Origin of the sequence: Pseudomonas meliae (assembly GCF_001400515.1) — a bacterium.
Taxonomy (GTDB): Bacteria; Pseudomonadota; Gammaproteobacteria; order Pseudomonadales; family Pseudomonadaceae; genus Aquipseudomonas; species Aquipseudomonas amygdali.
The window spans coordinates 23,673-40,545 of the sequence record NZ_LJQT01000129.1; the positions used below are offsets into that span (position 1 = coordinate 23,673).

Genomic DNA, 16,873 nt, shown 5'->3' on the forward strand with positions numbered 1-16,873 from the left:
GGTACGCCAAATGTTGCAACCAAAGCGTACGAAGTTCCGCAAGCAGATGACCGGCCACAACCGTGGTCTGGCACTGCGCGGTAGCAAAGTCAGCTTCGGCGAGTTCGCGCTGAAGTCTGTTGCTCGTGGTCGTCTCACCGCTCGTCAGATCGAGTCAGCGCGTCGTGCTCTGACCCGTCACGTCAAACGTGGCGGCAAGATCTGGATCCGTGTGTTCCCGGACAAGCCTGTTACCAAAAAGCCACTCGAAGTTCGGATGGGTAAAGGTAAGGGTAACGTGGAGTACTGGGTTGCCCAGATTCAGCCAGGCAAAGTCCTGTATGAAATCGAGGGTGTTACTGAAGAGCTGGCGCGTGAGGCTTTCGCCCTGGCTGCTGCAAAGCTGCCGCTCGCCACCTCCTTTGTTAAGCGGACGGTGATGTGATGAAAGCGAATGAACTTCGTGAAAAATCAGCACAGCAGCTGAACGAGCAACTGCTCGGCCTGCTGCGCGACCAGTTCAATCTGCGTATGCAGAAAGCAACTGGCCAGTTGGGGCAGTCTCATCTGCTCTCGCAAGTTAAGCGTGACATCGCTCGCGTGAAAACTGTGCTCAACCAGCAGGCAGGTAAGTAATCATGGCTGAAGCCGAAAAAACTGTCCGTACGCTGACTGGCCGTGTTGTCAGCGACAAGATGGACAAGGCCATCACCGTTCTGATCGAGCGTCGCGTAAAGCACCCGATCTACGGTAAATACGTTAAGCGTTCGACTAAGCTGCACGCGCACGACGAAACCAACCAATGCCATATCGGCGACAAGGTCACGATTCGTGAAACTCGTCCGGTAGCCAAGACCAAGTCTTGGGCGTTGGTTGATATCCTCGAACGCGCTGTGGAAGTCTAAGGGCTAGGGGTCGGAGAAATTATATGATTCAGACTCAATCCATGCTCGATGTGGCCGATAACAGCGGCGCACGCCGCGTTATGTGCATCAAGGTGCTGGGTGGCTCCCATCGTCGTTACGCTGGTATCGGTGACATCATCAAAGTGACCGTCAAGGAAGCAATTCCGCGCGGTAAAGTGAAAAAAGGCCAGGTGATGACTGCAGTTGTAGTCCGCACTCGCCACGGTGTTCGTCGTGCAGACGGCTCCATCATCCGCTTTGACGGCAACGCTGCTGTTCTGTTGAACAACAAGCAAGAGCCGATCGGTACCCGTATCTTTGGGCCAGTGACCCGTGAACTTCGTACTGAGAAGTTCATGAAGATCGTCTCGCTCGCCCCTGAAGTGCTTTAAGGAGATCCGACATGCAAAAGATTCGTCGTGACGACGAGATCATCGTGATCGCCGGCAAAGACAAAGGTAAGCGCGGTAAGGTGCTCAAGGTTCTCGCTGACGACCGTCTGGTCGTTGGTGGGATCAACCTGGTGAAGCGTCATACCAAGCCAAACCCGATGTCGGGCGTACAGGGCGGTATCGTCGAGAAAGAAGCGCCACTGCACGCTTCCAACGTCGCCATTTTCAACGGCGCAACCAACAAGGCTGACCGCGTTGGTTTCAAAGTTGAAGACGGCAGGAAAATTCGTGTCTTCAAGTCGACCCAAAAAGCGGTTGATGCTTGAACACTGCTAGGTAGAAGACCATGGCACGACTAAAAGAGATTTACCGGAAGGAAATCGCTCCGAAACTTAAGGAAGAACTTAAGCTTTCGAACGTGATGGAAGTTCCGCGCGTTACCAAAATCACCCTGAACATGGGTCTGGGCGAAGCGATCGGCGACAAAAAAGTCATCGAGCACGCTGTTGCTGACCTGGAAAAGATAACCGGTCAAAAAGTCGTTGTGACTTACGCTCGGAAATCCATCGCTGGCTTTAAAGTCCGCGAAGGTTGGCCTATCGGCGTCAAAGTGACTCTGCGCCGCGATCGTATGTATGAATTCCTGGATCGTCTGCTGTCGATCTCCCTGCCTCGGGTTCGCGACTTCCGCGGCCTGAATGCCAAGTCCTTCGATGGTCGTGGTAACTACAGCATGGGCGTGAAAGAGCAGATCATTTTCCCGGAAATCGACTACGACAAGATCGATGCTCTCCGCGGTCTGGACATTACCCTGACCACCACTGCCAAGAACGATGACGAAGGCCGCGCATTGCTGCGTGCTTTCAAATTCCCGTTCCGCAACTGATTGGAGTAGGAAAATGGCCAAGAAGAGCATGAAAAACCGTGAGCTGAAGCGTCAGCTCACCGTTGCCAAGTACGCCAAGAAGCGTGCAGAGCTGAAAGCTATCATCGTTGATCTGAACGCAAGTCCAGAAGCACGTTGGGAAGCGACCGTAGCCCTGCAGAAGCAACCACGTGACGCAAGCGCTGCGCGCATGCGTAACCGTTGCCGCATCACTGGTCGTCCACACGGCGTCTACCGCAAGTTCGGCCTCGGCCGTAACAAGCTGCGTGAAGCAGCAATGCGTGGCGACGTTCCAGGTCTGGTTAAAGCCAGCTGGTAAGGCGACACCTCTCGCTTCGTTCCGCCGGCTACGCAAGTCGCCGGTCGGGATGAGGCCTGAATTTGAATCAAGCCCCTTTTGGGGCTTGATTCATTTCCGAGGTAGGACTAGAATTGTCGGCTCGCCTGAGCCCGTGTTTTTACTTGCCCGGAAGTTCTCGGCGATCAAGCTGTAGCCGCAAGGCTAATTATTTTGTTTTAGGAGCGTCTAGCCCATGAGTATGCAGGACCCGTTAGCGGACATGCTAACTCGTATCCGTAATGCCCAGATGGCTGAAAAGCCCGTCGTAAGCATGCCATCTTCCACGTTGAAGGTTGCTGTAGCAAAAGTCCTGAAGGACGAAGGCTACATTGCGGGTTATCAGATCAGCAGCGAAGTTAAATCCTCGCTGTCCATCGAGCTTAAGTACTTCGAAGGCCGTCCGGTCATCGAAGAGGTTAAGCGCGTCAGCCGCCCAGGCTTGCGTCAGTACAAGTCCTCCGATGATCTGCCGAAAGTTCGTGGCGGTCTTGGTGTGTCTATCGTCTCCACCAGTAAAGGTGTGATGACGGATCGTGCTGCGCGCGCTGCCGGTGTCGGTGGCGAAGTGCTTTGCACTGTGTTCTAAGGGGGGATAAGCATGTCACGCGTCGCTAAGAACCCCGTTAAGCTGCCATCCGGCGTCGAAGTCAAACTCGTCGGCCAGCTGCTTTCGGTGAAGGGTGCCAAGGGCACTCTAGAACTGAACATCCATTCGTCCGTTGAGATTGTTGAAGAAGCTGGTGAGCTGCGTTTCGCTGCTCGCAATGGCGATCAACAAACCCGCGCAATGGCAGGCACCACTCGTGCACTGGTAAACAACATGGTCCAAGGCGTGAGCCAAGGCTTCGAGCGCAAGCTCCAGCTGGTCGGTGTTGGTTACAAGGCGCAAGCAAAAGGCACGGTACTGAACCTTGCACTTGGCTTCTCGCACCCAGTGGACTACGAATTGCCGAATGGCATCACCGCTGAGACCCCCAGCCAGACCGATATCCTGATTCGCGGTATCGATAAGCAGTTGGTTGGTCAAGTGGCCGCTGAGATCCGCGACTTCCGCCGTCCTGAGCCTTACAAAGGCAAAGGTGTGCGTTACGCAGACGAAGTCGTCCGCCGTAAAGAAGCCAAGAAGAAGTAGGGCATAGCAAATGACCGTCAAAAAAGTTACCCGACTGCGTCGCGCTCGCAAAGCACGCCTGAAAATGCACGAGCTAGAAGTCGTGCGTCTCTGCGTGCACCGCTCTTCGCAGCACATTTATGCCCAGGTCATCTCGGCCGACGGCAGCAAAGTCCTGGCAAGCGCCTCGACTTTGGACAAAGAACTGCGTGATGGCGCCACTGGCAACATCGACGCGGCCACTAAGGTTGGCAAGCTGGTCGCCGAGCGCGCGAAAGCCGCGGGTGTATCGCAAGTCGCTTTCGACCGTTCTGGCTTCAAGTACCACGGCCGTGTCAAAGCGCTGGCTGATGCTGCTCGTGAAGGCGGGCTGGAGTTCTAAGTTATGTCAAATCACGACCAAAAACGCGACGAAGGCTACATCGAGAAGCTGGTTCAAGTTAACCGCGTGGCCAAAACCGTAAAAGGCGGCCGTATCTTCACTTTCACTGCGTTGACCGTAGTGGGTGATGGTAAAGGGCGCGTTGGCTTCGGTCGTGGCAAGTCACGTGAAGTGCCTGCTGCGATCCAGAAGGCGATGGAAGCTGCTCGTCGCAACATGATTCAGGTTGATCTGAACGGCACTACCCTGCAGTACGCAATGAAGTCTGCTCATGGCGCCTCGAAGGTGTACATGCAGCCTGCTTCTGAAGGTACCGGTATCATCGCTGGCGGCGCTATGCGCGCAGTGCTGGAAGTTGCTGGTGTCCAGAACGTATTGGCCAAGTGCTACGGTTCGACTAACCCGGTAAACGTGGTTCACGCCACTTTCAAGGGTTTGAAGGGCATGCAGTCTCCTGAGTCCATCGCTGCTAAACGTGGCAAGCGTGTTGAGGAGATCATCTGATCATGGCTACCGTTAAAGTAACGCTGATCAAAAGCATGACCGGTCGCATCCCTAATCACAGATTGTGCATTAAGGGTTTGGGTCTGCGTCGCATCGGTCACACTGTAGAAGTCCTGGATACTCCCGAAAATCGCGGGATGATCAACAAGGCTTACTACATGCTGCGAGTCGAGGGTTAATCGATGAAACTCAATGATCTGAGTCCAGCGCCGGGTTCCCGTCGCGAAAAGCATCGTCCGGGCCGTGGTATCGGTAGCGGTTTGGGCAAGACCGGTGGCTGTGGCCACAAAGGTCAAAGCTCCCGCTCCGGTGGCACTATTGCTCCGGGCTTTGAGGGCGGCCAACAGCCGCTGCATCGTCGCCTGCCAAAATTCGGTTTCGTTTCCCTGAAAGCCATGGACCGCGCAGAAGTGCGTCTGTCCGAGCTGGCTAAAGTGGAAGGCGACATCGTAACTGTGCAGTCCCTGAAAGATGCCAACGTGATTAACCAGAACGTTCAGCGTGTGAAAATCATGCTGTCGGGCGAAGTTACTCGCGCTGTCACTATCAAGGGTATCGCCGCCACCAAAGGTGCGCGTGCGGCTATCGAAGCAGCTGGCGGCAAGTTCGAGGAATAAATGGCTAAGCAAGGTGCTCTCTCTGCGCTCGGCAAAGGCGGTATGTCTGAACTCTGGGCTCGTCTGCGTTTTCTGTTCCTGGCGATTATCGTCTACCGAATAGGCGCACACATCCCGGTTCCAGGTATTAACCCTGACCGACTCGCAGAACTGTTTCGACAGAATGAGGGGACCATTCTTAGCTTGTTCAACATGTTTTCCGGTGGCGCGCTGGAACGGATGAGCATCTTTGCATTGGGGATCATGCCGTACATTTCGGCATCGATCATCATGCAGTTGATGACCGCCGTCAGCTCGCAACTGGAGCAGTTGAAGAAGGAAGGTGAAGCTGGCCGTCGCAAGATAAGCCAGTACACCCGCTATGGCACCGTTGTCCTGGCTCTTGTTCAAGCTATCGGCATGTCCGTTGGCCTGGCGAGTCAGGGCGTCGCGTTTTCTGGGGGCCTGGGTTTCCACTTTGTGGCCGTAACTACCTTCGTGGCAGGTGCGATGTTCATGATGTGGCTGGGCGAGCAGATTACCGAGCGCGGTGTCGGCAACGGTATCTCGATGTTGATCTTCGCAGGTATCGTCGCTGGTCTTCCGAGAGCAATTGGGCAGTCTTTCGAGTCTGCGCGTCAGGGTGATATCAACATTTTCGCTCTGGTTGCTATAGGTTTGCTGGCGGTAGCGATCATCGGTTTCGTGGTGTTTATTGAGCGTGGTCAGCGTCGTATCGCTGTTCACTACGCCAAGCGTCAGCAGGGCCGCAAGGTCTTCGCTGCACAGACAAGCCACTTGCCGCTGAAAGTGAACATGGCTGGCGTTATTCCAGCCATCTTCGCGAGCAGCATTTTGCTGTTTCCGGCTTCGTTGGGTTCCTGGTTTGGTCAGTCTGAAGGTCTGGGCTGGTTGCAGGACATCTCGCAGTCGATCGCTCCTGGTCAGCCGTTGAATATTCTGCTGTTTAGTGCAGGGATTATTTTCTTCTGCTTCTTCTATACGGCGTTGATGTTCAATCCGAAAGACGTAGCGGAAAACCTGAAGAAGTCCGGTGCCTTTATTCCGGGTATTCGTCCAGGCGAGCAGTCGGCGCGCTATATTGATGGCGTTTTGACTCGCTTGACCATGTTCGGTGCTCTATATATGACGGCCGTGTGCCTGCTTCCCCAGTTTCTGGTGGTTGCGGCAAACGTACCGTTCTACCTTGGCGGGACCTCGTTGCTGATCGTGGTCGTGGTTGTGATGGACTTTATGTCGCAAGTGCAATCTCACCTCGTTTCGCACCAGTATGAATCCCTGATGAAGAAAGCCAACCTGAAGGGCTACGGTGGCAGCGGCGGTATGCTGCGCTGAAGCACCCCTAAGGTTCGAGGAGTTGGTGATGAAAGTTCGTGCATCGGTGAAAAAGCTGTGCCGTAACTGCAAGATTATTCGCCGCGAAGGTGTGGTTCGAGTAATTTGTAGCGCGGAACCACGTCATAAGCAGCGCCAAGGCTGATTGTGATTTGTGCTTAAGCCCAGCAGCTAGTGCGCTGCTGGGTTGATTATTTGTTACTACAGCGATATTATCTCGCGCCCTATTTCTTGGCTTCCGGGGCGTAGGTAGCTGTCAATTGGAGTCCCACTGAATGGCCCGTATTGCAGGCGTTAACATTCCAGATAACAAGCATACTGTTATCTCGCTGACCTACATCTATGGTGTTGGTCGCACCACTGCACAGAAAATTTGTGCAACCACCGGTGTAAACCCGGCGGTGAAAATCAAAGATCTGAGCGACGAGCAGATTGAACAGCTGCGTGGCGAAGTGGCGAAGTTCACCACTGAAGGTGACCTGCGTCGCGAAATCAACATGAAAATCAAGCGCTTGATGGACCTGGGCTGCTACCGCGGTCTGCGTCATCGTCGTGGTCTTCCAGTACGCGGTCAGCGTACCAAGACCAACGCGCGTACTCGCAAAGGTCCGCGTAAGCCGATCCGCAAGTAATCGCACCAGCGCAACGACAGGAATTTAGTCATGGCAAAACCTGCTGCTCGTCCTCGTAAAAAAGTTAAAAAGACAGTGGTTGATGGCATCGCCCACATCCACGCGTCGTTTAACAACACAATCGTCACCATTACCGATCGTCAAGGTAACGCTCTTTCGTGGGCTACCTCCGGCGGTTCGGGTTTCCGTGGTTCGCGCAAGTCCACCCCGTTCGCTGCTCAAGTAGCTGCTGAACGTGCTGGTCAAGCTGCGCTGGAGTACGGTCTGAAGAACCTCGACGTCAATGTCAAGGGTCCAGGCCCAGGTCGTGAATCCGCTGTCCGTGCATTGAACGGCTGTGGCTATAAGATCGCCAGCATCACCGACGTGACGCCAATCCCGCACAACGGGTGCCGTCCGCCGAAGAAGCGCCGCGTGTAATCCAGGAGACTGTAAGAAATGGCTCGTTACATTGGTCCAAAATGCAAACTTGCTCGTCGTGAAGGCACCGATCTCTTTCTGAAGAGCGGCGTTCGCGCTATCGAATCCAAGTGCAACATCGAAGCAGCTCCAGGTATCCACGGCCAACGCCGCGGTCGCCAGTCCGATTACGGTACTCAGCTGCGTGAAAAGCAAAAAGTCCGTCGTATCTACGGCGTTCTCGAGCGTCAGTTCAGCGGCTACTACAAAGAAGCCGCCGGCAAGAAAGGTGCAACAGGCGAGAACCTGCTGCAACTGCTAGAATGCCGTCTGGACAACGTTGTATACCGCATGGGCTTCGGCTCGACGCGTGCCGAATCCCGTCAATTGGTTTCGCACAAGTCGGTCAGCGTAAACGGCAAAACCGTTAACGTTCCTTCTTATCAGGTTCGTGCTGGCGACGTTGTTGCTATCCGCGAAAAAGCTAAGAATCAGCTGCGTATTGTCCAGGCTCTCGATCTGTGTGCCCAGCGTGGCCGCGTAGAATGGGTAGAAGTAGACACTGAGAAGAAATCGGGCGTTTTCAAGAACGTTCCAGCTCGCAGTGATCTATCCGCCGACATCAACGAAAGCCTGATTGTCGAGCTCTACTCCAAGTAAGGGCTAGAAAATAGGTGCATCCATGCAGATTTCGGTAAATGAGTTCCTGACACCCCGCCATATTGATGTGCAGGTTGTCAGTCCAACCCGCGCCAAGATCACTCTCGAGCCTCTCGAGCGTGGTTTCGGCCATACCCTGGGCAACGCGCTTCGCCGCATTTTGTTGTCCTCCATGCCCGGCTGTGCAGTAGTCGAGGCCGAGATTGACGGTGTACTCCATGAGTACAGCGCCATCGAAGGTGTACAGGAAGACGTCATTGAAATCCTGTTGAACCTTAAAGGTCTGGCCATCAAGCTGCACGGTCGAGACGAAGTTACGCTGACCTTGTCGAAGAAGGGTTCGGGGGTGGTTACCGCTGCCGATATTCAGCTGGATCATGATGTCGAGATCGTTAACCCCGATCACGTAATCGCTAACCTGGCGTCTAACGGCGTCTTGAACATGAAGCTCACCGTAGCTCGTGGTCGTGGTTATGAGCCGGCAGACTCGCGTCAAAGCGATGAAGACGAAAGCCGCAGCATTGGTCGCTTGCAGCTTGACTCTTCGTTCAGCCCGGTTCGCCGTATCGCATACGTGGTGGAAAACGCCCGTGTCGAGCAGCGTACTAACCTGGACAAGCTGGTTATTGATCTGGAAACCAACGGTACTCTGGACCCTGAAGAGGCTATCCGTCGCGCTGCAACCATCCTGCAACAGCAGCTGGCTGCGTTCGTGGACCTCAAAGGCGACAGCGAACCAGTGGTAATCGAACAGGAAGACGAGATCGATCCGATCCTGCTTCGTCCGGTTGACGATTTGGAACTGACCGTGCGTTCGGCCAACTGCCTTAAGGCGGAGAACATCTACTACATCGGCGATCTGATTCAGCGCACCGAAGTAGAGCTGTTGAAGACTCCGAACCTGGGCAAGAAATCCTTGACCGAGATCAAGGACGTTCTGGCTTCTCGTGGTCTCTCCCTCGGCATGCGCCTCGACAACTGGCCGCCGGCAAGTCTTAAGAAGGACGACAAGGCTACGGCCTGATCGTCGTAATCACCGAACGCGAGTTTGGTAAGGAATGAACCATGCGTCATCGTAAAAGTGGACGTCACCTGAGCCGTACCAGCTCTCACCGTAAAGCCATGTTTCAAAACATGGCGGTGTCGCTGTTCGAGCACGAGCTGATCAAAACTACCCTGCCGAAAGCCAAGGAACTGCGTCGCGTTGCCGAGCCGCTGATCACCCTGGCCAAGGAAGACAGCGTTGCTAACCGTCGTCTGGCTTTCGACCGTACTCGTTCGAAAGAAATCGTCGGCAAGCTGTTCAACGATCTGGGCAAGCGCTATGCAACTCGTCAGGGCGGCTACCTGCGTATCCTCAAGTGCGGTTTCCGCGCTGGCGACAACGCGCCAATGGCGTACGTCGAGTTGGTTGATCGTCCTGTCGGTGGCTCTGTAGAAGCCGCTGAATAAGACATCAGTTTGAACAAGAAACCGGACCTTGCGCCCGGTTTTTTGTTGTCTGGGATTTAAAAAACCTATCGATAGTCATGGTTTAATGAATTCGACGCTGCAATAGTTTTCCACAATACTTCCTCTCAAGCCAATCAACCGGCTATACAACCAGAGGAAGACTTACATGAGTCAGAAGACCCTTACGACCGTCAGCGGTGCACCAGTCGCCGACAATCAGAATTCTCGCTCGGCAGGCCCGCGTGGTCCTTTACTGCTCGATGATTTCCACCTGATCGAAAAGCTCGCTCATTTCAACCGTGAGAATATTCCGGAGCGTCGTGTCCACGCCAAAGGATCGGGTGCTCATGGAACGTTCACCGTTACCCGTGATATCAGCCAATACAGCAGCGCCAAGCTGTTCGACACGGTCGGCAAGCAGACCCCGATTTTTCTGCGTTTCTCCACTGTAGGTGGTGAGCGTGGCTCGGCGGACACCGAACGTGATCCGCGCGGCTTTGCAATCAAGTTTTACACCGAGGAAGGTAACTGGGACATCGTGGGTAACAACACGCCAGTGTTCTTTATCCGTGACCCTCTGAAATTTCCTGACTTCATCCACACGCAGAAACGTCTTCCGCAAACCAACCTGAAAAGCCCGCAAATGATGTGGGATTTCTGGTCGCATTCGCCTGAAGCGCTGCACCAGGTCACTATTCTGTTCTCGGACCGAGGCATTCCGGACGGCTATCGTCACATGCACGGTTTTGGTAGCCATACGTACAGCCTTATCAGCGCAGCAGGTGAGCGTCATTGGGTGAAGTGGCACTACAAGACCCGGCAGGGCATCAAGAACCTCACGCCAGCCGAGGCTGCGCGCATTGCGGGTACTGATCCCGATTACGCCCAGCGCGATCTGTTCACTGCTATCGAGAAGGGTGACTTCCCCAAGTGGCAGGTCTGCATTCAGCTGATGAGCGAAGCCCAGGCTGCGAACCACCACGAGAACCCGTTCGACGTGACCAAGACCTGGTCGCAGAAGGAATATCCGCTGATTGAAGTAGGTGAACTGGAGCTGAACCGTAACCCGCTCAACTACTTTGCCGAGGTTGAGCAAGCAGCGTTTGGCCCCAGCAATATGGTGCCCGGGGTTGGCTTGTCACCGGACCGCATGCTGCAAGGGCGGGTGTTTGCTTACGCCGATGCACATCGCTATCGCGTAGGTACCAATCACCAGCAATTGCCGATCAATGCACCGAGAAACCCAGTGCATAGCTACCAGCGTGACGGGTCGATGGCCTTCGGTACCAATGGCGGGGCGGCTCCGAACTATGAGCCAAACAGCTATTCGGATGCGCCGAAGGAAGATCCCCGCTACGCAGAACCTGCGCTGGCTTTGAGTGGTGCCGCAGGTCGTCATGATCATCGCGTGGACGGCGATTACTACAGTCAGGCGGGCAAGTTGTTCAACCTGATGAGCGCTGATCAAAAAGCGCTACTGATCAGTAACATTGCCAGCGCGATGGGGGGTGTTTCCAGTGACATCGTGCAGCGTCAGTTGCAGCATTTCTACAAGGCTGACCCAGCCTACGGGGAAGGCATTGCCAACGCTCTGGGTATAAAACTGGGCTGAGTCGAAGTGAGAAACAGAACCGCCCTCATTTGGGCGGTTTTTCGCTTCTTAACGGCGTAATTTCGCCACTTTTCGTCGGTTTATTGCGTTTTTCTCAGTGACCTTGCGCGGCGCTTGGTTCAAACTATCGGCTTTGAAGCAGGAGTCTGGTGCGATGCAAGGCCACCCCGAAGTAATCGATTATCTCAACACGTTGCTCACGGGCGAACTGGCGGCTCGTGACCAATATTTCGTTCACTCACGCATGTACGAAGACTGGGGCTTTTCGAAGCTCTATGAGCGTATCAACCACGAGATGGAAGAAGAGGCACAGCACGCTGATGCGCTGATGCGTCGTATCCTGATGCTTGAAGGCACGCCACGCATGCGTCCGGATGATCTGGACGTCGGCACCACAGTGCCTGAGATGCTCGCCAGCGATCTGCGTCTGGAATACAAGGTTCGAGCTGCGCTCTGCAAGGGCATCGAGCTCTGTGAGCTTCACGGTGACTACGTGACCCGTGAAATCCTGCGTGTGCAACTGGCCGATACGGAAGAAGACCACACTTATTGGCTTGAACAGCAGATGGGCTTGATCAAGTCCATTGGCCTGCAGAACTACCTGCAATCGCAGTTCTGATTCGATAGCCATAAAAAAGCTCCTGCACTTACGTGACAGGAGCTTTTTTGTACCTGGGTCTGACCGAAGCCAGACCCGTTTTCGCAACGCCGGTTAAGCCCTGTCTCTGATCAACAGAGGCTTCAGGTAATGCCCGGTGTACGACTGCTCCATCTCGGCGACCTGTTCAGGTGTGCCGGTCGCAATGATCTGCCCGCCTCTTGAACCGCCTTCCGGCCCCAGGTCCACCAGCCAGTCGGCCGTCTTGATGACATCCAGGTTGTGCTCGATCACCACCACCGTGTTGCCGTGGTCGCGTAAGCGATGCAATACATCCAGCAACTGCTGAATATCCGCAAAGTGCAGGCCCGTGGTCGGCTCGTCGAGGATGTACAGCGTTTTGCCAGTGTCGCGCTTGGACAGCTCACGCGACAGCTTGACCCGTTGCGCCTCACCGCCTGACAAAGTCGTCGCCGATTGCCCCAGCTTGATATAGGAAAGTCCTACATCCATCAGGGTTTGCAGCTTGCGCGCCAGTGCAGGAACGGCGTCGAAGAACTCACGCGCTTCCTCGATGGTCATCTCCAGCACTTCGTGTACGTTCTTGCCTTTGTACTTGATCTCAAGCGTTTCGCGGTTGTAACGCTTGCTTTTACACACATCGCAGGGCACGTAGATGTCCGGCAGAAAGTGCATCTCAACCTTGATCAGCCCGTCGCCCTGGCACGCCTCGCAGCGTCCGCCCTTGACGTTGAACGAGAACCGTCCCGGACCGTAGCCCCGTGAACGCGATTCCGGTACACCGGCAAACAATTCACGAATCGGCGTGAACAGCCCGGTATAGGTCGCCGGGTTGGAGCGCGGCGTACGACCAATAGGGCTCTGGTCAATGTCGACGACCTTGTCCAGATGCTGCAGGCCATTGATGCTGTCGTGGGCGACCGCCTCAAGCGTCGTGGCACCGTTCAACGCCGTAGCGCTCAGCGGAAACAGTGTGTTGTTGATCAGCGTCGACTTGCCCGACCCGGAAACACCCGTCACGCAGGTCAGCAGACCAATCGGAATATCGAGATTGACGTTCTGCAGGTTGTTGCCACGTGCACCTTTGAGCGTCAGCGACAGCTTTTTGTTACGCGGCGTGCGCTTGGCGGGTACAGCAATCTTCACACGGCCCGACAGGTACTTGCCGGTCAGTGAGTCGGGATGTGACATCACTTCGTCCGGCGTACCTTCGGCAACGATATGACCACCATGCACACCCGCGCCCGGGCCGATGTCGACCACATAGTCGGCCAGGCGAATCGCATCTTCATCGTGCTCCACCACAATCACGGTGTTGCCTATGTCGCGCAGGTGCTTGAGCGTGCCCAGCAAACGATCGTTATCGCGCTGGTGCAGGCCAATGGACGGCTCATCGAGGATGTACATCACCCCGACCAGGCCTGCGCCGATCTGGCTGGCCAGGCGGATACGCTGAGCCTCACCGCCGGACAGGGTGTCCGCGCTACGATCCAGGGTCAGATAGTCCAAGCCCACGTTGACCAGAAACTGCAGACGCTCACGAATTTCCTTGAGAATCTTGTCGGCGATCTCGCCACGCCGTCCGGTCAGCTTGAGGGTTTCGAAGTAATGCGTCGCGTCGCCAATCGGCAGATTGGTGACTGCAGGCAGAGTCTTTTCACCCACCCACACGTGGCGCGCTTCACGACGCAGACGAGTGCCTCGGCAGTCAGGGCAGGGCTGCGTGCCCAGAAACTTGGCCAGCTCTTCACGCACAGTCGCTGATTCGGTTTCCCGGTAGCGACGTTCCAGATTCGGCACGATGCCTTCGAACGGGTGCGCGCGTTTGACGATATCGCCGCGGTCGTTCAGATAGCGGAAGTCGACACTCTGCGAGCCGCTGCCGTTGAGCAGAATTTTCTGCATGTCGGCCGGAATTTCTTTGAACGGCACTTCCAGACTAAAACCGTAGTGCTTGGATAGCGACCCCAGCATCTGGAAGTAATAGACGTTACGCCTGTCCCAGCCTCGTATCGCGCCTTCGGCAAGCGTCAACTCGGCATTTACCAGCCGCTTGATATCAAAGAACTGCTTTACGCCCAGACCGTCGCAGGTCGGGCATGCGCCGGCCGGGTTGTTGAAAGAGAACAGCTTCGGTTCCAGCTCGCTGATCGCATGGCCACAGATCGGGCAGGCGAAGCGTGCGGAGAAGATCACTTCCTCGCCCGGCTCGTCGTCCATTGGCGCAACCAGGGCGATACCGTCGGCCAGCTTCAGGGCGGTCTCAAAGGACTCGGCCAGACGCTGCTGCAGATCGGCGCGGACCTTGAAACGGTCCACGACCACATCAATCGAGTGCTTCTTCTGCTTGTCCAGCTTCGGCAGCTCATCCAGCTCACACAGCTTGCCGTTGACCCGCGCGCGAACAAAGCCTTGCGCGCGCAGCTCTTCAAAAACCGACAGATGTTCACCCTTGCGCTCACGGATAACTGGCGCAAGCAGCATCAACTTGCTGCCTTCGGGCTGGGTCAACACGAGATCGACCATCTGGCTGACGGTCTGCGCTTCCAGCGGGATATCGTGGTCCGGGCAGCGAGGCTGTCCGACTCGTGCGTATAAAAGACGCAGGTAGTCGTAAATCTCGGTGATTGTCCCCACGGTCGAGCGCGGATTATGAGAAGTAGACTTCTGCTCGATGGAAATCGCCGGCGACAGACCTTCGATCGTGTCGACGTCCGGTTTTTCCATCATCGACAGGAACTGCCGGGCGTAGGCAGACAGCGACTCGACATAACGGCGTTGCCCTTCGGCGTACAGCGTATCGAAAGCCAGTGAAGACTTGCCTGAGCCAGAGAGCCCGGTGATAACGATCAGTTTGTCGCGGGGAAGTGTCAGGTCAATATTTTTCAGGTTGTGGGTTCGTGCCCCACGTATCAGGATCTTGTCCACTGCGGCCTCGCTTGGCGGGCATAAACGACGGAGTATAAGGCTCCGAGCCATTACGCGGCAAAGCGTCGCGTATGTGCTGTACAACGATGGGACTGGTAGAATCGCCGCCGGTTCACACGAGGTTATTCCATGCACGATACCCACAGCGAGCGTATGAGTAGCGGCGAGACCCGCGCAGCAGGCGGTCTGGCCCTGGTGTTCGCGTTCCGCATGCTTGGCATGTTCATGGTTTTGCCGGTTCTGGCAACCTACGGCATGGACCTGGCGGGCGCGAGCCCTGCACTGATCGGTCTGGCGATTGGCGCTTATGGCCTGACCCAGGCAGTGCTGCAGATTCCGTTCGGGATCATTTCCGACCGTATCGGACGACGACCGGTTATTTACCTTGGGCTGATCATTTTTGCGGTTGGCAGCGTGGTGGCGGCAAATGCCGATTCGATCTGGGGAATCATCGCCGGGCGCATCCTGCAGGGTGCCGGCGCGATTTCCGCCGCGGTCATGGCCTTGCTCTCTGACCTGACCCGCGAACAGCATCGCACCAAGGCCATGGCCATGATCGGCATGACCATTGGTCTGTCGTTCGCCATCGCCATGGTGGTGGGCCCGGTGATCACCGGTATGTTTGGCCTTTCGGGATTGTTCCTGGCCACAGGCGGTATGGCCTTGCTGGGTCTTCTGATCGTCGCATTTGTGGTGCCCAAGGCCAATGGCCCGTTGATGCACCGCGAATCCGGAGTTGCCAGACAGGCCCTTGGGGCAACCTTGCGTCATCCCGACCTGTTACGCCTGGATTTGGGTATCTTTGTGTTGCACGCCATGCTCATGTCCAGCTTCGTGGCCTTGCCGCTGGCGCTGGTCGAAAAAGCCGGTTTGCCCAAGGAAGAGCACTGGTGGGTCTACCTGACCGCCTTGCTGGTTTCCTTCTTCGCGATGATCCCGTTCATCATCTATGGCGAGAAGAAACGTCAAATGAAGCGCGTTCTGCTGGGCGCCGTCACAGTTTTAATGCTGGCTGAGCTATTCTTCTGGGCATACGGCGACACGTTGCGGGCACTGGTCATCGGGACAGTGGTATTCTTCACGGCGTTCAACCTGCTGGAAGCGTCCCTGCCATCACTGATCAGCAAGGTTTCACCGGCTGGCGGAAAAGGCGCGGCGATGGGAGTTTATTCCACCAGCCAGTTTCTTGGTTCGGCCGCAGGTGGGATACTGGGCGGCTGGTTGTTCCAGCACGGTGGGCTCGATGTGGTGTTCCTTGGTGGTGCAGCCATGGCCGCCGTCTGGCTCGCCTTTGCAGTGACCATGAGAGAACCGCCTTACGTGACCAGCCTACGTCTGCCGTTGTCGCCGCAGGCGCAGCGTGAAGCAGGCCTGGCAGAGCGTTTGATGTCCGTAGCAGGCGTGACAGATGCAGTGGTGGTTGCTGAAGAGGCGGCCATCTACATAAAACTCGACACAAAATTATTGGATCGCGCCTCTCTTGAAAAGCTGGTCAATCCAGCGTCAGAAGCGTGCGAAGCCTAGGAGAACGTTATGGCCCGTGGGGTTAACAAAGTCATATTGGTCGGTACATGCGGCCAGGATCCCGAAGTTCGCTACTTGCCTAACGGTAACGCCGTGACCAACCTGAGTCTGGCAACCAGCGAACAGTGGACTGACAAGCAGTCAGGTCAGAAAGTCGAAAAGACCGAATGGCACCGTGTATCGATGTTCGGCAAAGTTGCCGAAATCGCTGGCGAATACCTGCGCAAGGGTTCGCAGGTGTACATCGAAGGCAAGCTGCAGACCCGCGAGTGGGAAAAAGACGGCATCAAGCGCTACACCACTGAAATCGTCGTCGACATGCAGGGCACCATGCAGCTGCTGGGTGGCCGCCCACAAGGCGACTCCCAACAAGGTCAGGGCGGCGGCAACTACAACCAGTCCGCACCTCGTCCACAGCAGTCGCGCCCTCAGCAATCGGCGCCGCAGCAGTCCGCACCTCAGCAGAACTACAACCAGCAGCCGCCACAACGCGACTCGCGCCCGGCGCCGCAACAGCAAGCGCCGCAGCCAGCTGCTGACTTTGATAGCTTTGATGATGATATTCCGTTCTAATTCCTACCTAAGAGGGTGTAGAC

25 protein-coding genes are annotated in these 16,873 nt (G+C 55.8%); 24 read left to right on the forward strand and 1 reads right to left on the reverse strand.

Annotation, left to right across the window (positions count from 1 at the left end):
• Positions 1 to 10 precede the first annotated feature (10 nt).
• From rplP to bfr, 22 genes are all read left to right on the forward strand, one after another.
• Positions 11 to 424 carry a 50S ribosomal protein L16 gene (gene rplP / locus ALO64_RS05705; protein ID WP_002555482.1) on the forward strand — a complete coding sequence of 138 codons (414 nt, stop codon included), beginning with the start codon at positions 11 to 13 and terminating at the stop codon, positions 422 to 424.
• The gene (gene rpmC, locus ALO64_RS05710; RefSeq protein ID WP_002555481.1) at positions 424 to 615 is read left to right on the forward strand and encodes a 50S ribosomal protein L29; all 192 of its coding nucleotides are present in this window, start codon (positions 424 to 426) and stop codon (positions 613 to 615) included. The genes rplP and rpmC overlap by 1 nt, the downstream gene beginning before the upstream one ends.
• A 2-nt stretch (positions 616 to 617) precedes the next feature.
• Positions 618 to 884, forward strand: a complete 267-nt coding sequence (rpsQ, locus tag ALO64_RS05715) for a 30S ribosomal protein S17 (protein WP_044344043.1) — start codon at positions 618 to 620, stop codon at positions 882 to 884.
• A gap of 23 nt (positions 885 to 907) precedes the next feature.
• Positions 908 to 1,276, forward strand: a complete 369-nt coding sequence (gene rplN / locus ALO64_RS05720; RefSeq protein ID WP_002555479.1) for a 50S ribosomal protein L14 — start codon at positions 908 to 910, stop codon at positions 1,274 to 1,276.
• Between the two features lie 11 nt (positions 1,277 to 1,287).
• Entirely contained in the window at positions 1,288 to 1,602 is a 315-nt protein-coding gene (rplX, locus tag ALO64_RS05725) for a 50S ribosomal protein L24 (RefSeq protein ID WP_044344042.1), read from the forward strand.
• 20 nt (positions 1,603 to 1,622) lie between these two features.
• On the forward strand, positions 1,623 to 2,162 hold the full coding sequence (rplE, locus tag ALO64_RS05730; protein WP_002555477.1) for a 50S ribosomal protein L5: 540 nt from the start codon (positions 1,623 to 1,625) through the stop codon (positions 2,160 to 2,162).
• Between the two features lie 13 nt (positions 2,163 to 2,175).
• Complete coding sequence (gene rpsN, locus ALO64_RS05735; protein WP_002555476.1) at positions 2,176 to 2,481, forward strand: 30S ribosomal protein S14; 306 nt, start codon at positions 2,176 to 2,178, stop codon at positions 2,479 to 2,481.
• 214 nt (positions 2,482 to 2,695) lie between these two features.
• Positions 2,696 to 3,088, forward strand: a complete 393-nt coding sequence (gene rpsH / locus ALO64_RS05740) for a 30S ribosomal protein S8 (RefSeq protein WP_002555475.1) — start codon at positions 2,696 to 2,698, stop codon at positions 3,086 to 3,088.
• Between the two features lie 12 nt (positions 3,089 to 3,100).
• Complete coding sequence (gene rplF, locus ALO64_RS05745; protein WP_002555474.1) at positions 3,101 to 3,634, forward strand: 50S ribosomal protein L6; 534 nt, start codon at positions 3,101 to 3,103, stop codon at positions 3,632 to 3,634.
• A 10-nt stretch (positions 3,635 to 3,644) separates the two neighbouring features.
• Positions 3,645 to 3,995 carry a 50S ribosomal protein L18 gene (gene rplR / locus ALO64_RS05750; RefSeq protein WP_002555473.1) on the forward strand — a complete coding sequence of 117 codons (351 nt, stop codon included), beginning with the start codon at positions 3,645 to 3,647 and terminating at the stop codon, positions 3,993 to 3,995.
• 3 nt (positions 3,996 to 3,998) lie between these two features.
• Entirely contained in the window at positions 3,999 to 4,499 is a 501-nt protein-coding gene (rpsE, locus tag ALO64_RS05755) for a 30S ribosomal protein S5 (protein ID WP_003317099.1), read from the forward strand.
• Between the two features lie 2 nt (positions 4,500 to 4,501).
• A complete protein-coding gene (rpmD, locus tag ALO64_RS05760; RefSeq protein ID WP_002555471.1) occupies positions 4,502 to 4,678 on the forward strand; it encodes a 50S ribosomal protein L30 in 177 nt (58 codons plus the stop codon).
• A 3-nt stretch (positions 4,679 to 4,681) separates the two neighbouring features.
• The gene (gene rplO, locus ALO64_RS05765) at positions 4,682 to 5,116 is read left to right on the forward strand and encodes a 50S ribosomal protein L15 (RefSeq protein WP_044344041.1); all 435 of its coding nucleotides are present in this window, start codon (positions 4,682 to 4,684) and stop codon (positions 5,114 to 5,116) included.
• Entirely contained in the window at positions 5,117 to 6,451 is a 1,335-nt protein-coding gene (gene secY, locus ALO64_RS05770) for a preprotein translocase subunit SecY (RefSeq protein WP_044344040.1), read from the forward strand. It begins immediately after the preceding gene.
• 28 nt (positions 6,452 to 6,479) lie between these two features.
• Entirely contained in the window at positions 6,480 to 6,596 is a 117-nt protein-coding gene (gene rpmJ, locus ALO64_RS23910) for a 50S ribosomal protein L36 (RefSeq protein WP_002555468.1), read from the forward strand.
• Positions 6,597 to 6,726: 130 nt separating this feature from the next.
• Positions 6,727 to 7,083: a 30S ribosomal protein S13 gene (rpsM, locus tag ALO64_RS05775; protein WP_002555467.1), complete on the forward strand. Its 357-nt coding sequence runs from the start codon at positions 6,727 to 6,729 to the stop codon at positions 7,081 to 7,083.
• A 30-nt stretch (positions 7,084 to 7,113) separates the two neighbouring features.
• Positions 7,114 to 7,503: a 30S ribosomal protein S11 gene (gene rpsK, locus ALO64_RS05780; protein ID WP_002555466.1), complete on the forward strand. Its 390-nt coding sequence runs from the start codon at positions 7,114 to 7,116 to the stop codon at positions 7,501 to 7,503.
• A gap of 18 nt (positions 7,504 to 7,521) precedes the next feature.
• Positions 7,522 to 8,142, forward strand: a complete 621-nt coding sequence (gene rpsD, locus ALO64_RS05785) for a 30S ribosomal protein S4 (RefSeq protein ID WP_002555465.1) — start codon at positions 7,522 to 7,524, stop codon at positions 8,140 to 8,142.
• Between the two features lie 22 nt (positions 8,143 to 8,164).
• Positions 8,165 to 9,166, forward strand: a complete 1,002-nt coding sequence (locus tag ALO64_RS05790) for a DNA-directed RNA polymerase subunit alpha (RefSeq protein ID WP_002555464.1) — start codon at positions 8,165 to 8,167, stop codon at positions 9,164 to 9,166.
• 41 nt (positions 9,167 to 9,207) lie between these two features.
• On the forward strand, positions 9,208 to 9,594 hold the full coding sequence (gene rplQ, locus ALO64_RS05795; protein ID WP_002555463.1) for a 50S ribosomal protein L17: 387 nt from the start codon (positions 9,208 to 9,210) through the stop codon (positions 9,592 to 9,594).
• Between the two features lie 166 nt (positions 9,595 to 9,760).
• Entirely contained in the window at positions 9,761 to 11,206 is a 1,446-nt protein-coding gene (locus tag ALO64_RS05800) for a catalase (RefSeq protein WP_044344039.1), read from the forward strand.
• Between the two features lie 154 nt (positions 11,207 to 11,360).
• Complete coding sequence (bfr, locus tag ALO64_RS05805; protein WP_002555461.1) at positions 11,361 to 11,825, forward strand: bacterioferritin; 465 nt, start codon at positions 11,361 to 11,363, stop codon at positions 11,823 to 11,825.
• A 93-nt stretch (positions 11,826 to 11,918) separates the two neighbouring features.
• Here the strand turns inward: bfr and uvrA are convergent, their stop codons facing one another.
• Positions 11,919 to 14,753: an excinuclease ABC subunit UvrA gene (uvrA, locus tag ALO64_RS05810; protein WP_044344038.1), complete on the reverse strand. Its 2,835-nt coding sequence runs from the start codon at positions 14,751 to 14,753 to the stop codon at positions 11,919 to 11,921.
• A gap of 129 nt (positions 14,754 to 14,882) precedes the next feature.
• Between uvrA and ALO64_RS05815 the strand changes: the two genes are divergently transcribed.
• On the forward strand, positions 14,883 to 16,277 hold the full coding sequence (locus ALO64_RS05815) for an MFS transporter (RefSeq protein WP_044344037.1): 1,395 nt from the start codon (positions 14,883 to 14,885) through the stop codon (positions 16,275 to 16,277).
• 9 nt (positions 16,278 to 16,286) lie between these two features.
• The gene (locus ALO64_RS05820; RefSeq protein ID WP_002555458.1) at positions 16,287 to 16,850 is read left to right on the forward strand and encodes a single-stranded DNA-binding protein; all 564 of its coding nucleotides are present in this window, start codon (positions 16,287 to 16,289) and stop codon (positions 16,848 to 16,850) included.
• The last annotated feature ends 23 nt before the right edge of the window (positions 16,851 to 16,873 follow it).

Excerpts from the sequence above, each read along its gene's own strand:
- rplP (WP_002555482.1), top strand. The coding sequence starts at position 11 with ATGTTGCAACCAAAGCGTACGAAGTTCCGCAAGCAGATGACCGGCCAC.
- rpmC (WP_002555481.1), top strand. The coding sequence starts at position 424 with ATGAAAGCGAATGAACTTCGTGAAAAATCAGCACAGCAGCTGAACGAG.
- rpsQ (WP_044344043.1), top strand. The coding sequence starts at position 618 with ATGGCTGAAGCCGAAAAAACTGTCCGTACGCTGACTGGCCGTGTTGTC.
- rplN (WP_002555479.1), top strand. The coding sequence starts at position 908 with ATGATTCAGACTCAATCCATGCTCGATGTGGCCGATAACAGCGGCGCA.
- rplX (WP_044344042.1), top strand. The coding sequence starts at position 1,288 with ATGCAAAAGATTCGTCGTGACGACGAGATCATCGTGATCGCCGGCAAA.
- rplE (WP_002555477.1), top strand. The coding sequence starts at position 1,623 with ATGGCACGACTAAAAGAGATTTACCGGAAGGAAATCGCTCCGAAACTT.
- rpsN (WP_002555476.1), top strand. The coding sequence starts at position 2,176 with ATGGCCAAGAAGAGCATGAAAAACCGTGAGCTGAAGCGTCAGCTCACC.
- rpsH (WP_002555475.1), top strand. The coding sequence starts at position 2,696 with ATGAGTATGCAGGACCCGTTAGCGGACATGCTAACTCGTATCCGTAAT.
- rplF (WP_002555474.1), top strand. The coding sequence starts at position 3,101 with ATGTCACGCGTCGCTAAGAACCCCGTTAAGCTGCCATCCGGCGTCGAA.
- rplR (WP_002555473.1), top strand. The coding sequence starts at position 3,645 with ATGACCGTCAAAAAAGTTACCCGACTGCGTCGCGCTCGCAAAGCACGC.
- rpsE (WP_003317099.1), top strand. The coding sequence starts at position 3,999 with ATGTCAAATCACGACCAAAAACGCGACGAAGGCTACATCGAGAAGCTG.
- rpmD (WP_002555471.1), top strand. The coding sequence starts at position 4,502 with ATGGCTACCGTTAAAGTAACGCTGATCAAAAGCATGACCGGTCGCATC.
- rplO (WP_044344041.1), top strand. The coding sequence starts at position 4,682 with ATGAAACTCAATGATCTGAGTCCAGCGCCGGGTTCCCGTCGCGAAAAG.
- secY (WP_044344040.1), top strand. The coding sequence starts at position 5,117 with ATGGCTAAGCAAGGTGCTCTCTCTGCGCTCGGCAAAGGCGGTATGTCT.
- rpmJ (WP_002555468.1), top strand. The coding sequence starts at position 6,480 with ATGAAAGTTCGTGCATCGGTGAAAAAGCTGTGCCGTAACTGCAAGATT.
- rpsM (WP_002555467.1), top strand. The coding sequence starts at position 6,727 with ATGGCCCGTATTGCAGGCGTTAACATTCCAGATAACAAGCATACTGTT.
- rpsK (WP_002555466.1), top strand. The coding sequence starts at position 7,114 with ATGGCAAAACCTGCTGCTCGTCCTCGTAAAAAAGTTAAAAAGACAGTG.
- rpsD (WP_002555465.1), top strand. The coding sequence starts at position 7,522 with ATGGCTCGTTACATTGGTCCAAAATGCAAACTTGCTCGTCGTGAAGGC.
- ALO64_RS05790 (WP_002555464.1), top strand. The coding sequence starts at position 8,165 with ATGCAGATTTCGGTAAATGAGTTCCTGACACCCCGCCATATTGATGTG.
- rplQ (WP_002555463.1), top strand. The coding sequence starts at position 9,208 with ATGCGTCATCGTAAAAGTGGACGTCACCTGAGCCGTACCAGCTCTCAC.
- ALO64_RS05800 (WP_044344039.1), top strand. The coding sequence starts at position 9,761 with ATGAGTCAGAAGACCCTTACGACCGTCAGCGGTGCACCAGTCGCCGAC.
- bfr (WP_002555461.1), top strand. The coding sequence starts at position 11,361 with ATGCAAGGCCACCCCGAAGTAATCGATTATCTCAACACGTTGCTCACG.
- ALO64_RS05815 (WP_044344037.1), top strand. The coding sequence starts at position 14,883 with ATGCACGATACCCACAGCGAGCGTATGAGTAGCGGCGAGACCCGCGCA.
- ALO64_RS05820 (WP_002555458.1), top strand. The coding sequence starts at position 16,287 with ATGGCCCGTGGGGTTAACAAAGTCATATTGGTCGGTACATGCGGCCAG.